Genomic DNA, 26,209 nt, shown 5'->3' with positions numbered 1-26,209 from the left:
CGTCATGCTATGACAGCATGCAAGCTCAATCAGCAGAAGGTTTTAAGTTTGAATCAGGCTACTTTTTCCCAGCGGTTACTTACCTGGTATGACATTGCCGGGCGTAAAACCCTGCCCTGGCAGCAGAACAAAACACCCTATCGTGTCTGGGTGTCTGAAATCATGCTGCAACAAACCCAGGTCAGCACAGTGATCCCTTATTACGAGCGTTTTATGGAACGCTTCCCGGATGTGATCGCCTTGGCAGATGCGCCTCAGGATGAAGTTTTACATCTCTGGACCGGACTCGGCTACTATGCCAGAGCACGTAATCTGCATAAGGCAGCTCAGGTTATCCGTGATAAACACAACGGTAGCTTTCCGGAAACTTTTGATGAGGTCGCTGATCTGCCCGGTATTGGCCGTTCTACTGCCGGCGCCATCCTCTCATTATCGCTGAAACAGCATCATGCGATCCTGGATGGCAATGTAAAACGCGTACTCACCCGCTGGCTGGCATTAGAAGGCTGGCCGGGGCAAAAACAGATCGAGAATGAGCTGTGGGATTGGGCCATCAAACTAACGCCCGCAGAAGGGGTTGAGCAATACAATCAGGCGATAATGGATCTGGGTGCCAGCCTTTGCAGCCGCACGAAACCACAATGCAGGATTTGCCCGATGAATGATGATTGTGGTGGGTATCTGCAGGGGACGCCGACCGCCTACCCCACTCCTAAACCGAATAAGAAAAAGATCCCGGTCAGACAGACCTGCCTGCTTATCATGCAATATCGGCAAAGCGTCTGGTTACAGCAACGCCCGGCGCAGGGCATCTGGGGCGGCTTATTCAGTTTTCCGGAATTCAGTTCTGTGGCTGATGCGCAGCATTGGCTGCAACGCATTGGCTATGCAGATACAAATATCCGCTCACTGCCTGAATTCCGTCATACCTTCAGCCATTTTCATCTGGATATCACTCCCCTGTTGGTGAACCTGTCACAGCCCGCTCACAGCATCATGGAGCAAAGCAACGAACTTTGGTATAACCTCAATCAACCATCCAGTGTCGGCCTGTCGGCTGTCACACTGAAATTACTGACTTATCCTGAACTGCAACAATAGAGATGACTACTATGACCCGAATGGTTTTTTGTCAGCGACTGAAGAAAGAAGCACCCGGTATGGCTTTTCAACTCGTTCCGGGCGAACTGGGTAAACGCATTTTTGACAACATCTGTCAGGAAGCCTGGGCTGAATGGCAGAAAAAGCAAACCATGCTGATCAATGAAAAGAAACTCAACATGATGAACGCCGAGCATCGCGCTTTATTACAGACCGAAATGGAAAAATATCTGTTTGAAGATGGTGATGTGCAAATCGAAGGTTATGTACCACCGAGTGAAAAATAAGCATCGTGATTTCGAAACCACTTCTTTTTTCTGGTTTTGTTCAGCAAATCAGCAAACGAACTGAAAAAAGAAGGGTTTCGGAAAAAAGCGTTGACTTGAAACCGCTTATTTTGTTTAATGCGCCCCGTTGCCCAGATAGCTCAGTCGGTAGAGCAGCGGATTGAAAATCCGCGTGTCCGTGGTTCGATTCCGCGTCTGGGCACCATTATTCAAGTTAACTTGCTACGGCGAGTTAAGTAACAAATTTGTGTGCCGGCTTAGCTCAGTTGGTAGAGCAACTGACTTGTAATCAGTAGGTCATCAGTTCGATTCCGATAGCCGGCACCATTCTTTTCTAAGCCCAGATAGCTCAGTCGGTAGAGCAGCGGATTGAAAATCCGCGTGTCCGTGGTTCGATTCCGCGTCTGGGCACCATGATTACGAAAGCCTCACAGCAATGTGAGGCTTTTTTTGTTTCTGGCTTATCCCCTTTCGGTAGTATCAGGGAAGCAACAGCTTGTACTTTTCCATCAGCCGGTACAAAGTCACCCGCGATACCCCCAATTGACGCGCGGCGACCATGACATTGTTACCACTGGATTGCAAAGCGCGTTGTGTCACCAGTTTATCAACTTCCGCCCGTGCCTCTGCCAGCGTCGTGCTCTGAATCAGAAGATCAGGAAACGGAGATTCAGAATCCAGTTCCAGATCCTGCGGGCAGATCACCCGTTTTTCACACATCACCAGCGCCCGCGCGACTCGGTTTTTCAGCTCACGGACATTACCCGGCCAGTGATAGCTGCGCATCAGGTGCAGTGCCGATGGACTGAAACTCCGCACCAGCGGATTGAGTCCTGCTCTCATGCTGCACAGGAAATGGTTGGCCAGCAGTTCAATATCCTCTCCCCGCTCTCTGAGTGGTGGCAGTTCCAGATCCAGCACACAGAGACGAAAGAAAAGGTCCTGACGAAAACGGCCGCTCCGGATGTCCTCGCGTAGATCTCTGTTGGTAGCAGAAATAACCCGCACATCGACCGGAATCAGTTCCGTGCCGCCCACCCGGGTGATCTTTTTCTCCTGCAGGAAACGCAGCAAATTGACCTGTAACTCCAACGGCAGATCGCCAATTTCATCCAGAAACAGCGTACCGCCATGAGCCGCTTCGATATGCCCCATATGGCGTCGAAAAGCACCGGTGAAAGAACCTTTTTCATGACCAAATAATTCAGACTGAATCAGGTTAGCCGGGATGGCACCGCAATTTACCGCAATAAAGGGACCGCTCCGGCGACATGAGCGCTGATAAATGATGTGAGCAGCCAACTCCTTGCCGGTGCCACTTTCCCCCACCAGCATGACATATGAATCGACTGACGCCATTTTTTCTAATTGGTGAAATACCTTACGCATGGAAAGACTGTTACCAATCATACATCCCCGTCCGGTCGCTACCATTTTGCAATGCAGAGGCGGTTCAGCGCGCAGAGTAGCCATGCCATAAGCGTGACCCAGCGCCGTCAGTAACCGGGAATCATCTACCGGTAAGGTATGATAGTCATACAGATATTTGGCCAGTAAATCGCTGATAGCGGGTTGTGTCATCATTCCGGGAGGGACTAAACCAATCCATGCCATATCACTACTGGTCTGTGCCAGCAATAACTCCATTTCCCGGTCAGTCTTGTCATCGATACCTAATTTATCAAGCAGAATAAGGCCGACAAGAGGATGCTTCCTCTTATACAGTTCCATTGCCTCACTTACGGTACACACCGGGCATGACAGCCATCCTGCTGCAAGTGCCACTTCTGGCATATTCCACACGCCGGCGGTCCGCAGACATATCAGTTCGCGTACGTCCATGAACAGCCACCTTATTGCTACAACAGACCGTTTAATCCTCTTTAAGTATCGGAGAGACTGCCCTTATATGCCAGCTAATAGCCGGATGATTTAACAATATAGTTACACTTTCATGATCTATTTCTCAGGCTGGGAAACGTATTCAGGATTAACTGTAAGAATGATTTTTTATTCTTAAAATTCAATCGATTATATAAACACCCATATGACGCGAACTCCATAAAAATTTCTGTGCCCCCCCCCAAAAAACCCAAGTGACTCTATCAATGCCGGACAGGCAGGAATACTTTGTTTCATTTCTGATACAAGTCTGATTTTGGTGGTTTTATCTTGAAATTCAGATGGTTATTAAAAACATGGATATTAAATATCTCTTATTGTTAACACAGATGAAACACACAGAGTGATAACAATGAATATTTTCCTTTATTTTCAATGCGTTAACCAGATGGCCTGATACTTGTATAACTAAGATGGCGCAAGACCCCCTGACATTCTCGCCGATAGGCACACAGGTAGTTGGTAGTTGATCGTGCTTCTGGCAAGACCCCAGGGATTGGTTTCCATATATGGAAAAAGGAATGCGATCATGAAGATAAAATTTAATTACAAAGCCCTGTTTACGGCATTGTGTCTGGCAGGATCAACGTTGGTGGCGGGGCCTGCACTGGCTGCATATCCGTACACACCAGCACCGTTTGAACTTGATGGTAATGCAACTGCGAATGATTATACCGGCGATGACTGGGATGTACTTTACAATGGCGTCGCCAGAACTGCTGGTGATGTTGCACCTATAGCTAAAACATTACTCATAATTGACAGACCCGAACCAACCATGGCCCAGTTCACAGGTGGTGGTTCAAAAGATGAACAAGATATTCCTAACTGGAAATGGCGTGGTGGCACACCACCGGCCAAAGATGATCTAACACATGCTTATGCAGCAGCCTACATCCACAAGAGAGTAAACGCTGATGATCATTTCATACTGACATTTGGTATGGATCGTTATGACACCAGTGGTGATGCTCAATTGGGCTTCTGGTTCCTGAAAGATGAAGTGCAGCCGATTGCCGGTGGTACTTTCTCAGGGGTACATCAGGATGGGGATGTGCTGGTTCTCGTAAACTTCTCCAATGGTGGTACCGTACCTACCATAAATGTATTTCAATGGCTGGGGACAGGTGTCGTACCGGTAGGTAGCGGTGAGGCAGTGCTATGCCAAAACGGCTATATTCCTGAAGGCAAGGATTTCTGTGGTATCACAAATCCAGACTCAATAACCGCACCTTGGGCTTATGATAACAAGGATGCAGGTCCTAGTACCACGTTCCCTCCCGGAGCCTTCTTCGAAGGGGCGATCGACCTGACCAGTTTATTGCCTGGTGACTCAACCTGCTTCACTAATTTTGTAGCAGAAAGTCGCAGCTCTACTTCTATTACTGCAGTCCTCAAAGACTTTGCCCACAGCAACTTCGATGTGTGCAGAATTGAAGTGACCAAAACCTGTGCCGCACCAATGCTCAACACTGACGACACCATCACCTACACCATTTATGGTCAGGTACAAAATATTGGCTACGGTACCGTCACCAATGTAACACTTAGTGATGATCCCGCTGCAGATGGTGCTTTCAAAGTGGTTAATTGTGGCGATCAAGTACCAACAGGCGCTAACTTCCCACTCAGCTCACTGTCAGGAAGCGATCCTGTCTGTTATAGCAACACCATGACGGTAGCCTTAACAGATAATGGTATTACAGACACAGTAACCGCTACCGCTATAACCGGAGGAACCAACACCATTACCGACGATGCGTCTTACACTTGTCCAACACTGCAGGTCAACCCGGCAGTAACACTCAATAAAACTTGTGATACCCAAATCACAACAAGTGGTGGCAATGTAGCAGCTGAGGTATTGGTCAAGGCCGTAGTCTGCAATACTGGCGATAGCCGGCTTGATAACCTATCATTGGTGGACAATAAGGCTGGTACACTGACACGAGACGGCTCTACCAGTACCAGCTTACTGAAGGATGCATGCGCTGACTACATAGGCAGCTACATCCCGACAACGCCTGATTTAGTTTTAGTCCCTGTTAGCGGATCGGAGCCTACATATGTAGTTCCAACTGATCCGAAAGATGTCACATTTAGTGATACTGTTACATTCACAGCTCAGGACGTCTTCGGAGTTTCAGTTCCTCGCACTGGTCAAGCAGCAATAACAGCCCAAGCACAATGTCCTCTTTGCGATGCGGATGAGATTTGCACACCTTAGTGACCGCATTCTACAATCGTGATCTGATGGCATGAAAACAAAAGCTCCCTGCTAACACAGGGAGCTTTTTTATCTATATATCGTTTTTTGTACAAACACAGTTACTAGCTCTTCTTACCCTTGCCGGTAGTTGTACCGCTACCAACCGTCACGCTAACTGTCGCGCTGGCACTCTTTGAGCCATCAGAAATCTGATAGCTGAAACTGTCCGTGCCTTTGAAACGTCTCGTCGGTTGGTATTTCAGGCTACCATCAGCATTAACACTAACACTGCCGTGAGCCGGAGTTGTAGTAGACACTAGGTTCAGGACTTGTCCTTCAGGATCGTAATCGTTGGAAAGTACGGTAATATTAACTGCTGTGTTTTCCAGAGTAGCCGCGCTGTCAGCGATAGCCACCGGTGCCGCATTCTCAGCTACGGGAGCGCTGACCACATAGGTTACGGTGCCGGTAGCACTGTAGCCAGTAGCATTGCTGTTGACTACCGACAAAGGAATATCATAGTAACCTTCCGGAGCTGTTACAGCAGAGGTAACGGTCAGAGTAGTGCTGGCACTTTGACCCGGTGCCACATTCAATGCAGATTGAGCAAAGCTTGCTGTCCAGCCGGTAAGAGGCTGAGCCCGCAGGTCAAATTGTGAACTGCTGCAACTGCTGCTGTCACGGTTAGTCAGCGTCAGAGTATAGTTAACCGCACTACCCGGAGCCACCCAAGCTCCTTGAGCCGGAGTGAGGCTCAGTAATGGCTGAGCATGCTGACATGACTGAACACCAAGTTCGATAGTCACACTAGCTTGGGTACCATTGGTCCAATCATTAGTGATAGTGATACCTGCATCCCCATCAACATAACTCATGCCACCAGGCAGAGCGACATCCTCCCAATCATAATAACTGCTGGCATTACTTGCCGGTGTCATATCCAGCAGATAGCTGGTTCTGCGATCAGCATCCACACCAGTGCGCATTACGACACCATTCAATACAGCATTATAATTTACAAGGAAACCGTCGGCCCCCTGAGCTTGGCGATATTCCAGGTAATACCACTTAGGCAGGCCGCTAAGTGGGTCTGTACCCATCGGGAGCTTCAGTGCTTTCGTATTGCCATCATTCACTTCATAAGGCGTCAACGTATAAGTACCACTGGAGCTTACTTCAGTAATGTTCGGCGACGAACCATATCCCAGCCAACCCAATTGTTGCTTCTGAAAAGGGGCTAAATGACCAGCAGTACTATTACCCATGATATCCAGCCAATCACCATACTCATAACTCTGACAGCTAGAGCCCAGCACAGTGGTACCACATTCCAGAGCGTGAGAGTGTTGCAGACCAAAATTATGACCCATTTCGTGACCAATGGCCGTCAATGTCAAGGAACCGTTTATCCAGCTTTGAGAAGGCAAGCCGCCAACTGAACCCATACCGGTCCAGCCACAAGAGCTGATCTTGGGGAAGATGTAGACACGACGCTGGTAGGATGAGAGATTTGCTCCGGCATTAGAAGCCGCGGTATCAGCAAGCTGAGCTAGTTTTGTGGTATCGCAACTAGTGCTATCTGCAGCGATCGTAAACCAGCCGAGTACATCACCGGTAAGCCAAGTCTGTTGGTAAGAGTTTTCCCGGTAATAATCGCTAACATTACCAAACACCATGCTACGCGCCTGTTCTACAGTCCATGGCTGATTAGCTGGCGCATCCTGGAAGTTAACCAGCATCACCAAGGTTTTCTGCTCACCAAAAGTGTTGGGTTGAATGGTGACGCTGCTCGCTGTAGCGGTCGAACTTGTCGTACCGTTCAGGGCCTGAGTTTCTATATTACCCGGTTCCAGAGCCAGACTATTGCCTACTCGCAGGCCTTTGGCCTGAGCGCGACCACCACTCTGGAGATCTGGTGCCTGACCGGCAAAATGCAGCTCTAACCGCTCGCCGGCATCAGTATTCAGGAAATGGCGTAGTTTGTGGCTATTGTCCGGATAGTCCTCGTAAACCACCTCCAGCGTTCCGGCCTGAGCCTGACGCTGTTCCAGCCGGTTTTGTACCTCAGCCGGCATGCCAAGAGCGGCCTGTAATGGCAAAACACTGCGCAGGGCAGCAGCAGTATCGTTGGCTACCAACTCGGCTAACAAAACCTGACGCTGTTCGATCAAAGTCTGTATTTCGCTCAGAAGATTGGCTTGATCTGTTTCGTCAGACTGACGATAACGAGCCATCAGTCGGGCCAGCTCAAGGCTCTGTTGTCTTACCTGAGAGGTAGATACTGCGCTAGCTGCTTGTATTGCAGGCTCGGCAAATACTGTTGTACTAGCTACGCCCAGGCTGCTAACCACTGCCAGCATCATTGCCAACCGGCACACTCGCGCGGACAAGCCATATCCCGAGGCAGTGAAAGCCAGAAAAGATTTCATTTTTTAGGTACCTTCAAGTAAAAAAATCTCTCGAAAGCGCCCAAAAAAAGACGTTAGAACGCAGCTCCTTCGGTAGCTCAGCTGTCCTGATGATGACTCAAAAGGACCTGTGGCTTTGCGTACATCCGGTTACCCGGAGTTTGCCGTTTCGGGAGCGCTTTCGATGGTGGTTGGTCGCATGACGTCACATCAAATGTGACCAGCACAAACAAAATGAATGGATATTCATGACGTCCGTATCATGCAGAATGCGGCGATGCTAACAAAGCATTTGGGAAAGGGTAAAGGCAAAAATCGATCTTTTTTTAACCTTTTTTTGCCTGAATTTTATAACCCGTTGAATAGTGAACTATACTTAAAGGTTAAGCTCGTAAATGCAGGAAGGATTGTTTTTGTATACAGATCGACACAAATATTGAAGATGGGACCTGCCCGGCTCATCAGGTCGAATGAGGGATAAAAATGAGTCAGGCCCTGTACGACTATCGCGCAGATAAGTAGGTTAAACACAAGGTACTCACCCGCACCAGCTACCTGCATTCGCAACGGATTCAGACTGATCTTTTGTTTTAACGGCCAGAACAGGGCAACCCCGTTCGTGCCTATCAGCATATCACCGACAATATGGCTGAAATAGCCAATACAGATTGCATCAGCCCAGGAATGCCATTGCGGAGAGGATGTCAGAACAGAATACAGCAGGATAACCGCGAGCAGACTATGCGTAATAGTCCGGTGTCCCAGCATTGAATGTAATGGCTTACTCAGCAACGGGATTAAACGGCCAAACGAACTTTGCGGAGAATCAAGATCGGGAAGTAACGCGCCAAACATGCTCAGACCACACGCCCAAACGATGTTATCGAAAGAACCCGGCGCATATTTACTGACCACCAGCACACTGAATACTGCAAACGCCTGATGCGTCTTTGCCATCATAACAACTACAACTTAAATAATGTACTTATATACAGCTGTATATAATAACATTACTTCATCTTAGCCGCAGCATCCCGGTGTTCAGTCGTTGCTTTATTCTTCCGGTCTCTGAATATCATCTTTAATTTCAGAGAAAACGCTGGCTTCTATTTCTTTGAAAACGACCCGGTAAAGGGTACCAAAAGTATCCGGATCAGACGATTTTCCAGCTTCAGTCTCAAGACGTCTTAAAGCATGTGCGCCATTTTCAGATGTCTGAATAGAGATTAGGTAATTGAGGGTAAGTCTCGCAATTTCCAGTCTGTCCTGATTAGACATAACCAACTCCCGGGTTGCGGATTTGATATACCAACTGTAGTCGCATTAATTTAGAAAACATCACTCACTAATCACGTTCCTGCAATTAATCTGATCTCTGTTTTAACCATACAAAAAAGCCCCTTTAAATTAAGGGGCTTTCTGGATTCATTTACTGATATTTATTTCAGCGGTTTATCTAATTTAAACAACCATAACTGAGATTTAGCTTCATCACCCTCTGACGCTTTAATAGCAAAATGAGTTTTAACTGGCTTATCTTCCAGATAAACCTGCCCATTTTTATCGATGGAATAATCATCCGGCGATTTAGCATCGTCTTCTTTATTTTTCACCTTAACGCTCAGGCCAAAATCATTATCACTGGCCACGGCAATCGTCTGGTTATCAACCAGCGTTAATCCTTCAGCTTTTTCTGCATTCCAACCATGAGCCCGTAAATCCAGCACTAATTGTTTGGTGACCAGATGAATGCCTGCTTTTTCCAGCGCCGTACGATCTGATGCAAACTCCGGTTCCTTACCATCAAGTTGCTTGTCCGTCAGATCGGTCGCGTTAGTCAGATCCATCAGATACACCAGATTACGCATTTTTTTATCGGCATCTTTACCCTGCTCAATAATGAGTAATCGTTGATCATCCAGCGCAACCATATCCCCGATTTTGGCATCAGCACTCTTTTTATAGGCATCAATATCATGCGGATAGGCATACATTCTGGTTGCACCGGTCACCGGGTCTAATTCCAGTAAACGAATAAACGACGCTTTCTTCGCCGTTTTACCATCAATATCTAATGTACTTTGCACCGCGGCAATGATCTTACCGGACGGTAAACGGGCAATTCCCTCAAACCCACGGTTAGGCTGACGCCATTTCAGAATATTCGGCAAACCGGATGCGATTGTTTTTTCATCTTTATCTGCGGTTGGCCCGAATTTAGCCAGAATCTTTCCTTTGGCATCAACATGGATCAGGAACGGACCATATTCGTCACATAGCCAGAAACCATTCTGTCCATCAGAAACCAGACCTTCGGTGTCCAGCCCGCGCTCACTTTGCTCTGTGACAGGTTTTAACGCATCACTCAGTGCTGTCTCGCTGGTTGAACCAATCAGCTCATCCGGTAAAGGCAGTCCATTGATGTTACCTTGCTGATCCTTAAGCTCAATGGCGTTACTGGCAACGGCTCTTCCACCCGCAATACGTACCTGCATCATTTTGGGTGTGAATTGCGGTGCCATGAATATTTTGGTTGGCGTTGATTCTTTACCATCCTGCCACAGCGGTGCATCACCGTTCGGCCCCCGGTCAGTTAAGGAATAAAACAGCAAACTGCCATCCGGCTGTTTACCGGCAAAAGCCAGACCTGAGCCTAAACCTGTCGGAATGCCACGCGGAAACTCACTGGCATAAAGACCGTGATACGGGATCTGAGCTTCAGCAGGCAGTTCTATTGCATAACGTTCAACTTCAACTGCCGTTGCAGAAAAAAGAGACAATGAACCCGAGAGTGCCATGATAAGACCAACTTTTTTCATTATGTTCCATCCGATTAGTATCAGTGAATAATCCGCTTTTTTAAAAGCTAATCTGCTGCAATGACATACTTATGACAAATCTCTCGTTCTAAATTGCCGGTGCTACAATTTAGTAAGTTTCTGTCTTTCGTTTCTCTGATTACCATAGAAACGTAAGTTCAGGTTAAAATGAATCCTACATTTATTAATAAGCGTCATACGGGGAGTTATCAATAATGAAACATCAATCTGGTTATGCATTTACTCTGCTTCTGTTGCTGGCTGGTTGCGGTGGCGGCGGTGGCAGTGATTCATCTACACCAACTACAACAAAGCTTAATCTGGCAATCTCTGATGCGCCAGTTGACTCGGCACAGCAAGTTTGTATCGCTGTCAGTGCTCTGAGTCTGAAACAGGAAGGCGTGACCGCAGAGAAACAGTGGGGTCCGCTGGACTTAATTGATACAAACAGCAACGATGGCTGTTTGCCTGTCGGATATGCCATTCCTAAAGATAATAATGGTAATCCAACGTTTTTCTATCTTGATCTGCTGAAATATCAAGATGGTGATAAACATATGCTGCTGAGTGATGAAGTTATTCCTAGCGGAAAATATGAACAACTGCGCTTGATAGTTCTCGATGGCACAGATAAAAATAATGATCTGGTTGGCAACACCCCACTTCCAGCTTCATATGTAACAGAACAAGATGGTACTGTGAAGGCATTGGAAGTACCAAGCGATGTACTCAAATTCCACTCATTCAATCCACTAACCAGTGGTGTGCTTGATTATCAGGTAGAGTTTAACCTTCGCCATGCGATGGTATTACCTGGTCATGAGGAGTACTACAAGCTGAAACCTAACGGCGTAAAACTGCTGAATGTCGATGTACTGAGCACCATTTCAGGTTCTGTTGCTGTTTCCGATGCTAACTGTGGCACAACAGCCTTAAGTAATGGCGATGTTGGTGTCTATCTGTATAAGGACACAGTAACCGATTATCAGGGCATCGATTACGATACCGCCCATAACGGCCCGGTTCTTTCCGGTATGGTATCTGATACTGACGCTGACGGTATATATACCTACCAACTCAACTACGTTGAAGCTGGTTCTTACAAACTGGCACTCGTATGTAATGCTTCAGGCGATTTCCTGACTGAAGCTGGTAATTCAAGCGGGTATGGCCTCCAGGTTGCAGACCCAGTTCAAGACGTTCCGGTTCAAGATCCTGCAGTAAGCCAAACAACAAGCGTGATTGCAGACTTCTAATCTAACCGCTATTAGTTAGTTTCATAAATAATCAGGCCAGCCTTCAAGCTGGTCTGTTTTTTTACCAGTTCAAACCTTCCAACACTTTACCCACAGCTTCCATTTCCTGCTGCAGTTCAACCGTAAAACGACCATGTTTCGGGCTATCAATATCCAGCACGGCAACAACCTTACCGTTTACGATGATCGGTACTACTAATTCAGAATTACTGGCCCCATCACAGGCGATATGCCCCGGAAACGCATGCACATCATCAATCCGCTGTGTTTCTCGTGTCGCTGCGGCCGCACCGCAAACACCGCGTCCGACGGGAATACGGATACAGGCAACTTTGCCCTGAAACGGGCCCAGCACCAGCTCACCATCACGCATGATGTAAAAGCCAACCCAGTTGATATCAGAAAGATATTGATTCAGCAGCGCACTGACATTCGATAAATTGGCGATCAGATCCGGTTCACCACTGACTAACCCCGAAACCTGTTGAACTACCTCGCCTTCTAATTGCTGCATGATTTATCTACCTTAAGAAAATACGAGGCCAAATCATAACGCGCAAAAAAGAAGAAACCAGTACTCTTATGCAGAATACTGGTTTCTTAGGTCTGAAAAACCAACGTTGATTAGCTTAACTTGCTGTTCAGAGCCGCCATGACAGCATCAGGTGCTTGTTGATAATCATGCAAGCCTTTAGCCCGTAACTTACAGGCCGGACATTCGCCACAACCATCGCCAATCACGCCGTTATAGCAGGTCAGTGTTTGCTGGCGCACATAGTCCAGACGGCCGATTTTGTCGGCTAACGCCCAGGTTTCTGCTTTGTTCAGCCACATCAGCGGGGTTTCGAACTTAACATCACGTTCCATACCGAGCTTAACCGCATGATTCAGCGCTTTAACAAACTCATCACGGCAATCCGGATAGCCGGAAAAATCAGTCTCACAGACGCCGGTGATGACCGTATCAGCACCAACCTGATAAGCATAAATAGCCGCCAGTGTCAGAAACAGAATGTTGCGGCCCGGTACAAACGTATTCGGCAGGCCGTTTTCCTGCAGATCATTACTGACCGGAATCGCATCACGCGTCAGCGCAGAAACGGCCAGCTCGTTGAGCAGACCGACATCCAGCACTTTGTGCGCGGCTAAACCTAAATCAGCCGCGATCTGACGTGCAACTTCAATTTCCTGCACATGCCGCTGACCATAATCAAACGTGATCGCATGCACTTCATCATATTGCTGCACGGCATACAACAGGCAGGTAGTGCTGTCCTGCCCGCCACTGAAAACCACAACAGCTTTACGTTTAGTCTGGCTCATGATCAACGACCTGTTTTACCCGCACGGGTAATACGCTGACGGTTATTCGCATTTGGACGTGCTTTGCGTGGTTCGCCATCACGAAGACGCTTACGGGCATTTTCCCAGCTGACTTCATCATCACGTTCACGTTTTACCGGAGGAGCTGCACGCGGTACTTTCGGACGCGGCATAGCCGGAGCTTCGCCAGCAACCTCTTCCCCTTGCAGAACAGTACGTTCACGGTGACGGCGTACGGCACGACGGATCTGCGCAGCCTGCTTAAATTCACTTCTGCGATCCTCGACACCAAAGACTTTACTGCGATCTTCCGGAAGCAAACTAACCATTTTACGCAGGTAGTTCACCTGTGGCAGTTCTAATTCAGCCCAGCCACCACGTGGTAAGGTTTTATCCAGTTTGATGTCACCATAACGGATACGCATCAGACGGCTAACCTGCACTTCCAGTGATTCCCACAGACGGCGGACTTCACGATTACGGCCTTCGCACAGGGTTACGTTAAACCACTGGTTCAGACCCTCACCGCCACCAGCGGTAATTTTATCAAACTTCGCCGGACCATCTTCCAGTTGCACACCATGGCGCAATTTCTGCAGCATGCCTTCGGTCACTTCACCGAAAACACGTACCGCATATTCACGTTCTACTTCGTGACTTGGGTGCATCAGACGGTTTGCCAGTTCACCATCGGTGGTGAACAGCAACAAACCCGATGTGTTCACGTCCAGACGACCCACCGCAACCCAGCGTGAATCCTTGATCCGCGGCAGGCGATCAAATACGGTTGGACGACCTTCCGGATCATGACGGGTACACACTTCCCCTTCCGGCTTATGGTAAGCCAGCACACGACAGATAACGTCATTCAGGGTAGGAACTGAGATCTGATGACCATCAACCCGGATCACATCTTTAGCTTCTACACGATCACCCAGTGTGGCGACTTTGCCGTTCACACTGACGCGACCTTCACTAATCACTGTCTCCATCTCACGACGGGAACCAACACCCGCTCGAGCCAGTACTTTTTGCAGTTTTTCGCTCATGCTTTGCCTCAATCATTCAAACGGTGTCGGATCTCCGGCACCGAAGCGTACTACTTTAGGCTCATCATCCGAGAAATCGATAACGGTGGTCGGCTGTGCGCCTTGCGTTCCGCCATCAATAATCAGATCAACGACTTTTTCCAGCTGTCCACGGAACTCTTCCGGATCCGCTTCTGCCAACGCCTGACCAGGAAGGATCAAGGTGCTGGACATTAATGGCTCACCCAACTCGGTTAATAACGCTTGGGCAATATTATTGGTCGGTACACGGATACCGATCGTTTTTTTCTTTTCGTTCATCAGGCGACGTGGCACTTCTTTGGTCGCTTTCAGAATAAAAGTATAGGCGCCGGGTGTATTATTTTTGATCAGTCGGAATGCGGTGTTATCAATTTTGGCATACACCGACAACTCCGAGAGATCATTACACAACAACGTAAAATTATGCTCATCTTCCAACTGACGAATGCGACAGATTTTTTCCAGCGCACTCTTATCACCCATCATGCAACCCAGTGCATAACCGGAATCGGTGGGATAAATGATCACACCACCTTGACGCAAAATACCCACCGCCTGACTGATCAGGCGCGTTTGTGGATTAACCGGATGAACAACAAAATACTGACTCATAATTCCTCCCCTGCAGGGACGTCAGGAAATGCGGAAAATGCATGCCAGACTGGTACGACATCCTTAGGTAACCACAGGTTTTTCCCTAATTCGACCCAAGGTAGCGGTGTGTGAAAATCTGAGCCAACAGATGCCATCAAATCATAATCACGGCAATACTGACCCAGCGTTGACCGCTCATGCGGACTTTGCTGACACAAACTGACTTCGATGGCATCGCCACCGGCCTCTTTAAATAATACCAGAAGACGTTTCAGCCACTTAGTAGAAAGTTTATACCGGCCGGGATGTGCCAGCACGGCTTTTCCGCCCGCCGCATGAATAACCGCAACCACTTCGCTGATAGATGCCCACTGATGAGGTACATAGGCTCTTGAGCCCCGAGCCAGATAGCGATCAAAAGCATTCTGCATGTTCTTACAATGCTTTTGTTCAACCAGATAGCGGGCAAAGTGCGAACGGGTCAGCATACCGTCCCCCGCCAGAGCGACAGCCCCTTCATAACAACCGGGGATCTTGTTTTTTTCCAGACGACGTCCCAACTCGATGCCACGTTCGGTCCGGGCTTGTTCCTGACAGGCCAGTAACGCTTTCAATTCGCTATTGCTGGTATCAATATCCAGACCTACAACGTGAACTTCGATGGCATCCCATGTACAGGAAATTTCCACGCCCGGCACCAGAAACAGCGGCCAGCCATTCTTTTCTATAGCCTGCTGTGCCTGCGCAATACCATCTACTGAGTCATGATCGGTGAGTGCAAGAACATCAACTTCTTTCTCTACAGCCCGGGCAACCAGTTCATCAGGAGAAAAATGGCCATCAGAACAGGTGGAGTGACTGTGTAAATCTATTCGCATTCATGTTCTCGTGGTTCAATTATAAAAGGAACTTGACAACCAACCGTCAATATAGTTTAACTGTAACCACTTTAACTGAACTTGGTTTTTGAAAATGAATTCATTCCTGACCCAAACCTATCGTTGGTGGTGGCACACTCCTTAAAGCGGGTGTGGGGTTTCGGCTATTTTCAAAAAATAAAGCAGACAGAATTCCCAATAAGGCCCGCTAGCATAGCGGGTCTTTTTTTTATACGCAAAATATTACAGGGACGATCAAATGATTCAGCGGCATAAACAGACATGGCGATGGCAAAAAGACTGATTAACCAATTGTTAACTATCATTTTTTGTCTTAAGGAGTAACGTCATGCAATTATCAATTCAGGGAGTACAACAATGAGCCCATCTCTCCCAATCGGACAACGCCTCACCCTGCGTGAGAAAGCCAATTATGTCGCTGATCCATTAGAACTCTTTACCCAGTTAACCGAACCGGCTGATAACAGCTTGCTGCTGGAATCTGCCGAGATCGACACCAAAACCGGCACCCAGAGCATGTTATTGATTGATGCCTGTGTCCGTATGGTCTGTCAGGGACATTCCGTAACAGCGACCGCACTGAACAGTAACGGTGAAGCGGTACTGAATCTGCTAAGCAATACCCTGCCTGATACCGTCACTAAACAACGCGAAGCCAGCCAGTTACAACTGACATTCCCGGAAATTACCGATATTCAGGATGAAGACAGTCGCCTGAAAGCACTCTCCGTATTAGACAGCCCGCGTACACTGCTGACACACAGTGTTGATGCCGAAGCGGTTAATCTGTTCCTCGGTGGTATCTTTGCTTACGATCTGATCGCCAATTTTGAACGTCTGCCGGACGTGCCTGACAGCGAAAACACCTGTCCGGACTTCTGCTTCTATGTCGCTGAAACGCTGATCCACATTGATCATATCCGTAAGACCACTCATCTGCAGGCCGCGCTGTTTGGTGGTGAATCAGGTGCGCATGAACTGCCGCGTCTGCAGCATCGTCTGGCCAGTCTGAAAGAATATTGCAATCATTTCCGTGCTAATGCCATTCCGAAAAAAGAAGCGCTGCCATCACAACTGAATGTGGATAAAAGCGATAAGACCTACTGCGCTGATGTCGAAAAGCTGAAAGGCAATATCCGCAAAGGTGACATCTTCCAGGTCGTGCCGTCCCGTTGCTTTAGCCTGCCTTGCCCGCAACCACTGGTGGCTTACCGCGAGCTGAAACGCACTAATCCAAGCCCATATATGTTCTATATGAACGATCAGGACTTCACGCTGTTTGGTGCCTCACCGGAAAGCGCGGTGAAATTCGAGCATAAGAGCCGTCAGGTGGAAATGTACCCGATTGCCGGTACCCGTCGCCGTGGTCTGAATGCCGATGGTTCTATCAATCTGGATCTGGATGGTCGTTTAGAGCTGGAACTGCGTCAGGACACGAAAGAAACCGCTGAACATATGATGCTGGTCGATCTGGCACGTAACGATATTGCCCGCATCAGTGAACCCGGCAGCCGCTATGTTAAAGATCTGCTGAAAGTCGATCGCTACAGCCATGTGATGCATCTGGTTTCCCGCGTAGTCGGCACCCTGCGTCATGATCTGGATGCACTGCATGCTTATCAGGCTTGCATGAACATGGGCACATTGACTGGTGCGCCGAAAATTCGTGCTTCAGAGCTGATCCGTGAAGTAGAGCAAAAACGCCGTGGCAGCTATGGCGGAGCGGTGGGTTATCTGAACAGCGATGGCGATATGGATACCTGTATCGTGATCCGTTCTGCGTTTGTGAAAAACGGTATTGCTTATGTGCAGGCTGGCGCGGGTGTGGTGTTTGATTCCAAACCGCAGGCTGAGGCGGATGAAACCCGCGGTAAAGCCGCTGCTGTACTGAATGCCATTGCACTGGCACATGGCACCACGCTGGCAGAAATTACCGCTCAGGCGACACAGGCCGCACAAGTGCACAAGGAGACGGCACATGTTTAATACCATTTTCCTGCTGGATAACTTTGATTCGTTTACCTATAACCTGGTAGATCAGTTCCGTAGCCTCGGTCATACCGTAAAAATTTACCGCAACAATTTGCCAGCGCAACAGATCTTCGAACAGATCATGGCAAGCAGCGATAATCCGGTGCTGGTGCTCTCCCCCGGCCCAGGAGCTCCCCATGAAGCGGGTTGCATGATCGAACTGATTGGTTTGTGTCGTGGCAAAGTACCTATCATTGGTATTTGTCTTGGCCATCAGGCTATCTGCGAATATTACGGCGGTACTGTTGGTTCTGCCGGTGAGTTCGTTCATGGTAAAGTGTCGAAAATCGAACATAGCGGCAAAGACATGTTCGCAGGCATGAGCCAGCCGCTGCCTGTTGCCCGCTATCATTCACTGGTTGCGACTTATGTGCCGGATGAATTGGAAGTGATCGCCCGTTATCAGGAAATGCCGATGGCAGTGTTACATCGCGCTGATCGCGTACTCGGTTTCCAGTTCCATCCTGAATCAATCATGACGACTGAAGGCGCTAAGTTACTGATACAAAGTCTGGCTTTTATCACGGCCTCAGACAAGGAAGTTTAGAAATGACCGTATCTCTGGAAGGTTTATATCGCGGTGAATCACTCACCAGTGAACAGACAGAACAACTGTTTGGTGAATTATTACGTGGTGAGATGGATCCTATCGTCCTCTCTTCACTGCTGACCGCAATGAAGGTTAAAGGTGAAAGTCCGTCGGAAATTGAAGGTGCCGCGCGTGCATTGATTGCTGCCGCCAAACCATTCCCCCGTCCTGATTATGAATTCTGTGACATCGTCGGGACTGGTGGTGACGGACTATATACCATCAATATTTCATCAACGGCCGCGATTGTCGGCGCAACTTGCGGCATTAAGGTCGCAAAACACGGTAATCGCAGCGTTTCATCGAAAACCGGTTCATCTGATCTGCTGGAAAAACTGGGCATCAAACTCGATATGAGCCCGGAAACAGCACGTCACTGTCTGGATGAGGCGAATATCTGCTTCCTGTTTGCGCCGCACTATCACAGTGGAATGCGCTTTGCCGCTCCGGTTCGTCAGGCACTGAAAACCCGTACCATCTTTAACGTGCTCGGCCCGCTGATCAATCCGGCCCGTCCTACCTATCAGTTAATGGGTGTGTACTCACCTGACTTGCTGGAACCCATCGCCGAAACGTTACATGCACTGGGTCTGAAAAAAGGCATGGTGGCATATGGCAGCGGGCTGGATGAAATAGCCGTACACGGTGAAACTCAGGTGGCAGAAATTAATGACGGGCATATCCGTTATTACACCCTGACACCGACTGATTTTGGCCTGAAATATTACCCATTAGAATCAATTCAGGGTGGCACTCCGGATGAAAACCGGAAAATCACCGAAACATTGTTAGCCGGTAAAGGCACTGATGCCCAGCAAGCTGCTATCGCGATCAATCTGGCACCGCTGCTGAAAATGGGTGGTTTGGTCGATACCCTGAAACAAGGCGCAGAGATGGCCATCGAAACACTGCGCAGCGGTGATGCTTTGGATAAAGTTACTCAGCTGGCTACGTTGAGTCATAAGGAGTAAAGGGATGTTGTTTAATCAGGCGCTCGCCTCAACCGTGCTGGGTAAAATTGTTGCAGATAAAGAAATTTGGATTGCAGCCCGCAAGGTAAGTCAGCCATTGGAAACATTCCAGAATGAGCTGAAGCCAAGTGATCGTGATTTTGTTGGTGGCTTACGTGGCAAGACGGCCTTTATCCTGGAATGCAAAAAAGCATCACCTTCCAAAGGGCTGATTCGGGAAGATTTCTCGCCATCCGCAATTGCGAAAATCTACGGCAAATATGCTTCCGCGATTTCTGTTCTGACCGATGAAAAATACTTCCAGGGCGATTTTGCATTTCTGCCACAAGTACGCAAAGAAGTATCTGTACCCGTGCTGTGTAAGGATTTCATCATCGATCCTTATCAGATTTATCTGGCGCGTCATCACCAGGCGGATGCTGTTTTGCTGATGCTTTCGGTTCTGAACGATGAGCAATACCGTGAACTGGCAGCCGTCGCGAAATCACTGAATATGGGTGTACTAACCGAAGCGATCAGTGAGGAAGAGATCAACCGCGCGATTGAACTGGGTGCGGAAGTAATTGGTATCAATAACCGTGACCTGCGCGATCTGAAGATTGATTTGGACCGCACCAGAAAACTGGCACCGCTGGTTCCGGAAGATCGGATCGTGATCTGTGAGTCCGGGATCTATCACCATGCTCAGGTCAAAGATCTGGCGCACTATGCGAATGGTTTCTTGGTGGGCAGTTCACTGATGGAAGAAGCTGATGTCGATATGGCCTGCCGCAAACTGATTTTGGGTCAGAATAAAGTTTGTGGCCTGACCCGGGCGGAAGATGCTAAAGCGGCATACGCTGCCGGTGCGGTATTCGGCGGTTTGATCTTTGTTGAAGGTAGCCCTCGGTGTGTTTCCGTTGCACAGGCCCGTGCTATTACCGAAGCTTCGCCACTGAATTTTGTCGGCGTGTTCCGTAATGAAAACAAAGAGATGATCCAATCGCTTGTTGAAACACTCCAGCTCAGCGCCGTGCAATTACATGGTGATGAAACAGAGAGCTATATTAAGAAATTACGTTCGCTGATCCCTGGCTGTCAGATCTGGAAAGCCGTGGCTGTAAGCGATGCATTACCAGATCTGAATTTCACCGCAGATCGTTTACTGCTGGATAGCAAAGTAGGTGATCAAAGCGGCGGAACCGGTCAGAGTTTTGACTGGTCACTGCTTGCAGATTTACCAAAAGAAAAACTGATGCTGGCCGGTGGAATTAATCCGGAGAACATCTCTGAGGCACTTAAAGTTGGCGCCCTCGGTCTGGATTTAAACTCTGGCGTAGAAAGTGCGCCTGGCATTAAAGATGCGGACAAAATTCAGCGTGCCTTTGCTGCGCTGCGTGCTTATTGAATCTTGGCGCTTACCGAAATTACGTAAAAAGGAATTACAATGACTTTACTTGATCCATTTTTTGGTGAATTTGGCGGGATGTACTCCCCTCAGATCCTGATGCCAGTGCTGCTGGAGCTGGAAAAAGCGTTTGTTGATGCCAAGGATGACCCGGAGTTTCAGGCTGAATTTCAGCATCTGCTGACAGAATATGCAGGCCGCCCGACCCCGTTGACGCTGTGCCGTAACCTGACCAAAGGCACCAAGACCAAAATCTATCTAAAGCGTGAAGATCTGCTGCACGGTGGTGCTCACAAAACCAACCAGGTATTAGGTCAGGCGTTGCTGGCAAAACGTATGGGCAAAACCCGCATCATCGCCGAAACCGGTGCGGGTCAGCATGGTGTTGCTACGGCGCTGGCATGCGCACTGCTGGATCTGCCTTGCCGGATCTACATGGGTGCAGTGGACTGTGAACGCCAGAAACCAAACGTCTTCCGTATGCGTCTGATGGGTGCCGAAGTTATTCCTGTGCATGCAGGTTCTTCCACCCTGAAGGATGCCTGTAATGAAGCAATGCGTGACTGGACTGCTAACTACAAAGATACCCACTACATTCTGGGTACCGCTGCCGGTCCGCATCCTTTCCCGACTATCGTGCGTGAATTCCAGCGGATGATCGGCGAAGAAGCCAAAGAACAAATTCTGAAAGCAGAAGGCCGTCTGCCGGATGCGGTCGTAGCCTGTGTCGGTGGCGGTTCAAATGCAATTGGCATGTTCGCAACTTTCATCGAAGAAGAAGGTGTTCGTCTGATCGGCGTTGAACCGGCAGGCCACGGTATTGAAACCGGAAAACACGGCGCACCAATTGGTCATGCCCGTAAAGGTATCTATCTGGGCATGGTTTCTTTCCTGATGCAGAATGAAGACGGCCAGGTTGAAGAGTCACACTCAATCTCTGCCGGTCTCGACTTCCCTTCTGTCGGCCCGCAACATGCCTACCTGTCATCCATCGGCCGCGCGCAATATCCCTCAGTAACCGATCAGGAAGCGCTGGATGCGTTCCAGGAGCTTTCCCTCCGTGAAGGTATCATCCCGGCACTGGAATCCTCTCATGCACTGGCTCACGCTCTGAAGATGGCTCGTTCTGAGCCGGAAAAAGAACAGATCCTGATCGTGAACTTATCCGGTCGCGGAGATAAAGACATATTTACTGTAGCCAACGCGCTGGAAGGTGAAGGAGCACTGTCATGAGCCGTTATACCGCACTGTTTGAACACCTGAATGCGGCTAATCAGGGAGCTTTTGTCCCATTTATCACGATTGGCGATCCGAACCCTGCGCAGTCTGAGCAGATCATCGAAGCACTGATTGCCGGCGGCGCTGACGCACTGGAGCTGGGGATCCCATTCTCTGATCCGGTTGCCGATGGCCCGACGATTCAGGATGCGGCAACGCGCGCCCTGAATTCACATACAACAACCGCGATCTGCTTTGATATTCTGTCCCGGATCCGCGCTAAATACCCTGATTTGCCAATCGGCTTATTGCTGTATGCCAATCTGGTCTATACCCATACACCTGAGGATTTCTTTAAGAAAGCCAAGGCAGCAGGTGTGGATTCAGTCCTGATTGCTGATGTACCGGTAGAAATGTCTGTGCCATTCAAGGCAGCAGCAGATCAATTCGGTATTGAGAGCATTTATATTGCGCCACCAAATGCGGATGATGAAACGCTGAAAACCGTCGCCCGACTAAGCTCCGGTTACACCTATCTGCTGAGTCGTGCCGGTGTTACCGGTGCAGAAACCCGGGCTCAGATGCCTGTGGATCATCTGTTAACCGCACTGAAAGAGTTTGGTGCACCACCAGCGCTGCTGGGCTTTGGTATCAGTGAACCTGAACAGGTAAAAGCCGCTATTACTGCCGGTGCCGCAGGTGCAATCTCTGGTTCTGCTGTAGTTAAAATCATCGAACATAATCTGAATGAACCCGCAGTGATGCTGGACAAACTGACGCAGTTCGTGAAGAAGATGAAAGCAGCCACACTGCGCTGATATAACCTTTAACTCCCCCTTAATACGGGGGAGTTTTCCCCAGCGGTTTTCCTTTCCATTCGCCTGTACACTGGTTAAACTGTCACCGTTTGTTAACAACGAGACAAAACATGAAACAGCTGCTCGATTTCATCCCTCTCATCATTTTCTTTACAGTATATAAACTACACGATATTTATGCGGCTACCGGTGCCTTGATGGCAACCACATTGCTGCAAATGATCGTGGTCTGGGTTATGTATAAAAAACTGGAACGCAGCCACTGGATCACTCTAGTGTTAGTGCTGGGTTTTGGTGCTATGACACTGTTCTTCCATAACGAAGCCTTCATCAAATGGAAAGTGACCGTGCTATATGCTGCTTTCGGGTCTGCTTTATGGATCAGTCAGTTCCTGTTCCGGAAACCCCTGATAAAAAAAATGTTAGGAAAGGAAATGTCTTTGCCGGATGCAGTCTGGAACCGGATTAACTTTTCCTGGGGTCTCTTTTTCTGGATGGTCGGTGCATTAAACGTATATATAGCGTTCTATCTGCCAACAGAGATCTGGGTCGATTTCAAGGTATTCGGTGTATTGGGTCTGATGCTGGTAAGCACATTACTGACTGGCATTTATATTTACCGTTACCTGCCCACAAATAACCAACAGGATAAGGAATAGTTATGTGGTATGTGATCATCGCAGAAGATATTGAAAATAGCCTGCCTCTGCGCAAGGCACATCGTCCTGCACACCTGGCTCGTTTGCAGGCATTGCAGGCCGAAGGTCGGATACTGACTGCCGGCCCGAACCCGGCAATCGATGCAGATGATCCGGGCGAAGCCGGATTCACCGGCAGTATTATGATTGTTGATTTTGCATCACTGGCTGAAGCCAAGGTATGGGCTGATGCCGATCCTTTTGTTGCCGCAGGCGTCTATGCAAAAGTCACCGTGAAGCCATACAAACAGACTATCTGATATATTGTTCAAACATATCGGAAGGAGCCTTCTCAGGCTCCTTTCTTTTTAAATCGACGCAACAAACCACGGATTTAAGATATCCGGTTTACTATAGCGTAATGGTTGCCCTTCCAGCGTTTCAACTTTGCCGCCAGCCCCTTCCAGAACAGCCTGCGCAGCAGCGGTATCCCACTCGCATGTCGGGCCTAAACGTGGATAAAGATCGGCCTTGCCTTCCGCCAGCAGACAAAACTTCAGTGAACTGCCGACAGAAACCAATTCATGCTCACCCAGTTTTTGCAGATATTCTGCAGTTTCAGCATTTACATGTGAACGGCTGCCAACAACACGCAACATCGCTTGTTCCGGTTTGGTTGTCACATGTAAGGCGCGGCTCCCTGTTTCATCCTGAAGCCAACAACCATAGCCTTTACCGCCCCAATACAGTTTATTCTGTACCGGCACGCCAACGACACCAAACACAGCAGCACCATCCACAATCAGTGCAATATTAACGGTAAATTCACCATTACGTTTTATGAACTCTTTGGTGCCATCCAGCGGATCCACCAGCCAATAGATTGGCAATACTGTGCGTTTGGCTTTGACTGTGTCATCTGATTCTTCGGAGACCACCTGCCACTCCGGCGTCAGCTCCCGGAGTTTTTGTTCAATCAGCTGATGTGATGCTTTATCGGCTTGCGTTAATGGCGACTCGTCAGCTTTCACCGTGAGTTCAACCGGCTCATCATACACAGATAAAATAGATTGCCCGGCGTCTCTTGCTATCTGTAATACCGCAGCAATTAATTCATCATTCAACATATTCTCATTCCTCAAATGATTTACAGACAGTTTACCTGATGATATCCGTCAGATTTAGATCAATGCGTACTGACTTATAGCCAATGCTGCCATAACTGGCAGTATGCACTGCCCTACTTCTGTTTGATGATGAGATCATCACTTCAGGAGATTAAATATGACCAAAAAAGCAGTTTTTGCTTTGTTGCTCTCAGGCTTACCTTTTATCGCCAATATGGCACTGGCTGTTGAAAATCAAATCACAGAATTCAGTGACAGCGCGGTAGTAGCCAGCGAACAAACACCCATCGATCTGAATACGGCTACCGCAGAACAATTAATGACCCTGAAAGGCGTCGGTAAGAAAAAAGCGCAGGCGATCATAACTTACCGGGAACAACATAACGGATTTCAACGCATTGAAGAGCTTGATGAAGTCAAAGGTATTGGTCCCAAATTACTCAGCATTAATCTGGTGCGCTTAACCGTCAGCAGTAACCACCAGCAAACTGATCCTTCATCAGCAATGGCAATCCCCCTGAACAGAAGTCCTTTGCTAACGCCCGAATAACCTGACTATTACCATTGAAAATTGATCTGCCAAAGGATAGGAAGTCGGTTATGATAGCGCCAGCTTGTTTGTATATTACAAGGACTAACAATGAGCACCACCCAATTTGCAGTTCGTAAAGCGATATTACCTGTGGCGGGTCTGGGTACCCGTATGTTGCCGGCAACCAAAGCCATTCCAAAAGAAATGCTGCCTGTGGTTGACCGTCCACTGATTGAATATGTTGTTCGTGAAGCGATTGCTGCCGGCATTAAAGAGATCGTGCTGGTAACTCACTCCAGTAAAAACTCTATCGAAAACCATTTTGATAAAAGTTTTGAATTAGAAGCGACACTGGAAAAACGCGTTAAGCGTCAGTTGCTGGCTGAAATTCAGAACATCTGTCCAAAAGATGTCACCATCATGCACATTCGTCAGGGTGAAGCCAAAGGCTTGGGCCATGCAATTTTGTGTGCTCATCCATTGGTTGGTGATAATCCGTTTGTTGTATTGCTGCCAGACGTTCTGATTGATGATGCATCCTGTGATCTGAAAACTGACAACCTGGCTGATATGGTTAAGCAATTTGGTGAAACAGGCGTCAGCCAGATCATGGTTGAGCCGGTAGCCAAAGAAACCGTTGATCAGTATGGTATCGCTGACGTGAATGGCGAAACACTGACTCCCGGCATTTCACTGCCAATCAGCCAAATCGTCGAAAAACCAGCGGTTGATAAAGCGCCTTCTAACTTGGCAGTAGTAGGTCGTTACGTCCTGTCTGCTGATATCTGGCCGTTACTGGAAAAAACTCCGCTGGGTGCTGGTGATGAAATTCAGCTGACCGATGCTATCGCCATGCTGATGGAAAAACAGCCGGTTAATGCATACATGATGAAAGGCAAGAGCCATGATTGCGGTAGCAAACTGGGCTACATGAAAGCGAATGTAGAATATGCTCTGCGTCATAAGTCACTGAAAAATGATTTCAAAGCCTATCTGAAAGAATTAATCAAAACTCTCGATTAATTAATAA

At 48.3% G+C, this 26,209-nt stretch carries 25 protein-coding genes, 3 tRNA genes and 1 riboswitch; of the genes, 17 read left to right on the top strand and 11 right to left on the bottom strand.

Features of this window, described 5'->3' with window-relative positions; translation table 11 throughout:
- Positions 1 to 9 precede the first annotated feature (9 nt).
- The 5 genes from mutY to TOLA_RS04910 all read left to right on the top strand — a co-directional run bounded on the left by mutY (position 10) and on the right by TOLA_RS04910 (position 1,802).
- On the top strand, positions 10 to 1,101 hold the full coding sequence (mutY, locus tag TOLA_RS04930; RefSeq protein WP_012729185.1) for an A/G-specific adenine glycosylase: 1,092 nt from the start codon (positions 10 to 12) through the stop codon (positions 1,099 to 1,101).
- An 11-nt stretch (positions 1,102 to 1,112) separates the two neighbouring features.
- On the top strand, positions 1,113 to 1,388 hold the full coding sequence (locus TOLA_RS04925; RefSeq protein ID WP_012729184.1) for an oxidative damage protection protein: 276 nt from the start codon (positions 1,113 to 1,115) through the stop codon (positions 1,386 to 1,388).
- 129 nt (positions 1,389 to 1,517) lie between these two features.
- A tRNA-Phe gene (locus TOLA_RS04920) sits at positions 1,518 to 1,593 on the top strand.
- Positions 1,594 to 1,639: 46 nt separating this feature from the next.
- Positions 1,640 to 1,715: transfer RNA gene (locus tag TOLA_RS04915), tRNA-Thr, on the top strand.
- 11 nt (positions 1,716 to 1,726) lie between these two features.
- Positions 1,727 to 1,802: transfer RNA gene (locus TOLA_RS04910), tRNA-Phe, on the top strand.
- A 66-nt stretch (positions 1,803 to 1,868) separates the two neighbouring features.
- Here the strand turns inward: TOLA_RS04910 and TOLA_RS04905 are convergent.
- Entirely contained in the window at positions 1,869 to 3,230 is a 1,362-nt protein-coding gene (locus TOLA_RS04905; protein WP_012729183.1) for a sigma-54 dependent transcriptional regulator, read from the bottom strand.
- Positions 3,231 to 3,819: 589 nt separating this feature from the next.
- Between TOLA_RS04905 and TOLA_RS04900 the strand changes: the two genes are divergently transcribed.
- Positions 3,820 to 5,517: a hypothetical protein gene (locus TOLA_RS04900; RefSeq protein ID WP_012729182.1), complete on the top strand. Its 1,698-nt coding sequence runs from the start codon at positions 3,820 to 3,822 to the stop codon at positions 5,515 to 5,517.
- Between the two features lie 104 nt (positions 5,518 to 5,621).
- Here the strand turns inward: TOLA_RS04900 and TOLA_RS04895 are convergent, their stop codons facing one another.
- The 4 genes from TOLA_RS04895 to TOLA_RS04880 all read right to left on the bottom strand — a co-directional run bounded on the left by TOLA_RS04895 (position 5,622) and on the right by TOLA_RS04880 (position 10,726).
- The gene (locus tag TOLA_RS04895; protein WP_012729181.1) at positions 5,622 to 7,928 is read right to left on the bottom strand and encodes an Ig-like domain-containing protein; all 2,307 of its coding nucleotides are present in this window, start codon (positions 7,926 to 7,928) and stop codon (positions 5,622 to 5,624) included.
- Positions 7,929 to 7,996: 68 nt separating this feature from the next.
- Positions 7,997 to 8,083, bottom strand: a riboswitch (cyclic di-GMP riboswitch).
- Between the two features lie 172 nt (positions 8,084 to 8,255).
- On the bottom strand, positions 8,256 to 8,867 hold the full coding sequence (locus TOLA_RS16315) for a metal-dependent hydrolase (protein WP_012729180.1): 612 nt from the start codon (positions 8,865 to 8,867) through the stop codon (positions 8,256 to 8,258).
- A 93-nt stretch (positions 8,868 to 8,960) separates the two neighbouring features.
- A complete protein-coding gene (locus tag TOLA_RS04885; RefSeq protein ID WP_012729179.1) occupies positions 8,961 to 9,185 on the bottom strand; it encodes a hypothetical protein in 225 nt (74 codons plus the stop codon).
- 161 nt (positions 9,186 to 9,346) lie between these two features.
- Complete coding sequence (locus tag TOLA_RS04880) at positions 9,347 to 10,726, bottom strand: esterase-like activity of phytase family protein (protein WP_012729178.1); 1,380 nt, start codon at positions 10,724 to 10,726, stop codon at positions 9,347 to 9,349.
- A 215-nt stretch (positions 10,727 to 10,941) separates the two neighbouring features.
- On the opposite strand from TOLA_RS04880, the gene TOLA_RS04875 reads away from it, so the two are divergent.
- Positions 10,942 to 11,982, top strand: a complete 1,041-nt coding sequence (locus TOLA_RS04875; protein ID WP_012729177.1) for a DUF4382 domain-containing protein — start codon at positions 10,942 to 10,944, stop codon at positions 11,980 to 11,982.
- Positions 11,983 to 12,043: 61 nt separating this feature from the next.
- On the opposite strand, the gene TOLA_RS04870 is transcribed toward TOLA_RS04875, so the two are convergent.
- The 5 genes from TOLA_RS04870 to rnm all read right to left on the bottom strand — a co-directional run bounded on the left by TOLA_RS04870 (position 12,044) and on the right by rnm (position 15,847).
- Positions 12,044 to 12,496, bottom strand: coding sequence for a GAF domain-containing protein (locus tag TOLA_RS04870; protein ID WP_012729176.1), 453 nt, complete (start codon positions 12,494 to 12,496; stop codon positions 12,044 to 12,046).
- Positions 12,497 to 12,606: 110 nt separating this feature from the next.
- Positions 12,607 to 13,305, bottom strand: a complete 699-nt coding sequence (gene queC, locus TOLA_RS04865; RefSeq protein WP_012729175.1) for a 7-cyano-7-deazaguanine synthase QueC — start codon at positions 13,303 to 13,305, stop codon at positions 12,607 to 12,609.
- 2 nt (positions 13,306 to 13,307) lie between these two features.
- The gene (gene rluB / locus TOLA_RS04860) at positions 13,308 to 14,354 is read right to left on the bottom strand and encodes a 23S rRNA pseudouridine(2605) synthase RluB (protein WP_012729174.1); all 1,047 of its coding nucleotides are present in this window, start codon (positions 14,352 to 14,354) and stop codon (positions 13,308 to 13,310) included.
- 12 nt (positions 14,355 to 14,366) lie between these two features.
- Positions 14,367 to 14,987: an L-threonylcarbamoyladenylate synthase gene (locus tag TOLA_RS04855; protein ID WP_012729173.1), complete on the bottom strand. Its 621-nt coding sequence runs from the start codon at positions 14,985 to 14,987 to the stop codon at positions 14,367 to 14,369.
- Positions 14,984 to 15,847, bottom strand: a complete 864-nt coding sequence (rnm, locus tag TOLA_RS04850) for an RNase RNM (protein WP_012729172.1) — start codon at positions 15,845 to 15,847, stop codon at positions 14,984 to 14,986. Before rnm ends, TOLA_RS04855 begins: the two co-directional genes overlap by 4 nt.
- Positions 15,848 to 16,225: 378 nt before the next feature.
- Here rnm and TOLA_RS04845 point away from each other — a divergent pair, with 378 nt between their 5' ends.
- The 8 genes from TOLA_RS04845 (at position 16,226) to TOLA_RS04810 (ending at position 23,840) form a co-directional block, all read left to right on the top strand.
- Complete coding sequence (locus tag TOLA_RS04845) at positions 16,226 to 17,854, top strand: anthranilate synthase component 1 (RefSeq protein WP_012729171.1); 1,629 nt, start codon at positions 16,226 to 16,228, stop codon at positions 17,852 to 17,854.
- Positions 17,847 to 18,446, top strand: a complete 600-nt coding sequence (locus TOLA_RS04840) for an aminodeoxychorismate/anthranilate synthase component II (RefSeq protein WP_012729170.1) — start codon at positions 17,847 to 17,849, stop codon at positions 18,444 to 18,446. The genes TOLA_RS04845 and TOLA_RS04840 overlap by 8 nt, the downstream gene beginning before the upstream one ends.
- Before the next feature lie 2 nt (positions 18,447 to 18,448).
- Positions 18,449 to 19,459, top strand: a complete 1,011-nt coding sequence (gene trpD / locus TOLA_RS04835; RefSeq protein ID WP_012729169.1) for an anthranilate phosphoribosyltransferase — start codon at positions 18,449 to 18,451, stop codon at positions 19,457 to 19,459.
- A 4-nt stretch (positions 19,460 to 19,463) separates the two neighbouring features.
- Complete coding sequence (gene trpCF, locus TOLA_RS04830) at positions 19,464 to 20,846, top strand: bifunctional indole-3-glycerol-phosphate synthase TrpC/phosphoribosylanthranilate isomerase TrpF (RefSeq protein ID WP_012729168.1); 1,383 nt, start codon at positions 19,464 to 19,466, stop codon at positions 20,844 to 20,846.
- A gap of 39 nt (positions 20,847 to 20,885) precedes the next feature.
- Entirely contained in the window at positions 20,886 to 22,079 is a 1,194-nt protein-coding gene (trpB, locus tag TOLA_RS04825; RefSeq protein ID WP_012729167.1) for a tryptophan synthase subunit beta, read from the top strand.
- Entirely contained in the window at positions 22,076 to 22,882 is an 807-nt protein-coding gene (trpA, locus tag TOLA_RS04820) for a tryptophan synthase subunit alpha (protein ID WP_012729166.1), read from the top strand. The genes trpB and trpA overlap by 4 nt, the downstream gene beginning before the upstream one ends.
- Before the next feature lie 110 nt (positions 22,883 to 22,992).
- On the top strand, positions 22,993 to 23,541 hold the full coding sequence (locus TOLA_RS04815) for a septation protein A (protein ID WP_012729165.1): 549 nt from the start codon (positions 22,993 to 22,995) through the stop codon (positions 23,539 to 23,541).
- Between the two features lie 2 nt (positions 23,542 to 23,543).
- On the top strand, positions 23,544 to 23,840 hold the full coding sequence (locus TOLA_RS04810) for a YciI family protein (protein ID WP_012729164.1): 297 nt from the start codon (positions 23,544 to 23,546) through the stop codon (positions 23,838 to 23,840).
- A 48-nt stretch (positions 23,841 to 23,888) separates the two neighbouring features.
- On the opposite strand, the gene cysQ is transcribed toward TOLA_RS04810, so the two are convergent.
- The gene (gene cysQ, locus TOLA_RS04805) at positions 23,889 to 24,647 is read right to left on the bottom strand and encodes a 3'(2'),5'-bisphosphate nucleotidase CysQ (RefSeq protein WP_012729163.1); all 759 of its coding nucleotides are present in this window, start codon (positions 24,645 to 24,647) and stop codon (positions 23,889 to 23,891) included.
- Positions 24,648 to 24,804: 157 nt separating this feature from the next.
- Here cysQ and TOLA_RS04800 point away from each other — a divergent pair, with 157 nt between their 5' ends.
- Entirely contained in the window at positions 24,805 to 25,197 is a 393-nt protein-coding gene (locus TOLA_RS04800; RefSeq protein WP_012729162.1) for a ComEA family DNA-binding protein, read from the top strand.
- Between the two features lie 90 nt (positions 25,198 to 25,287).
- Positions 25,288 to 26,202 (top strand): UTP--glucose-1-phosphate uridylyltransferase GalU, encoded by a 915-nt coding sequence (gene galU, locus TOLA_RS04795; RefSeq protein ID WP_012729161.1) that lies wholly within the window; start codon positions 25,288 to 25,290, stop codon positions 26,200 to 26,202.
- Positions 26,203 to 26,209 lie beyond the last annotated feature (7 nt).

The sequence above is a fragment of the Tolumonas auensis DSM 9187 genome (assembly GCF_000023065.1).
Lineage (GTDB): Bacteria > Pseudomonadota > Gammaproteobacteria > Enterobacterales > Aeromonadaceae > Tolumonas > Tolumonas auensis.
This window is presented reverse-complemented; position numbering and strand designations above follow the sequence as displayed.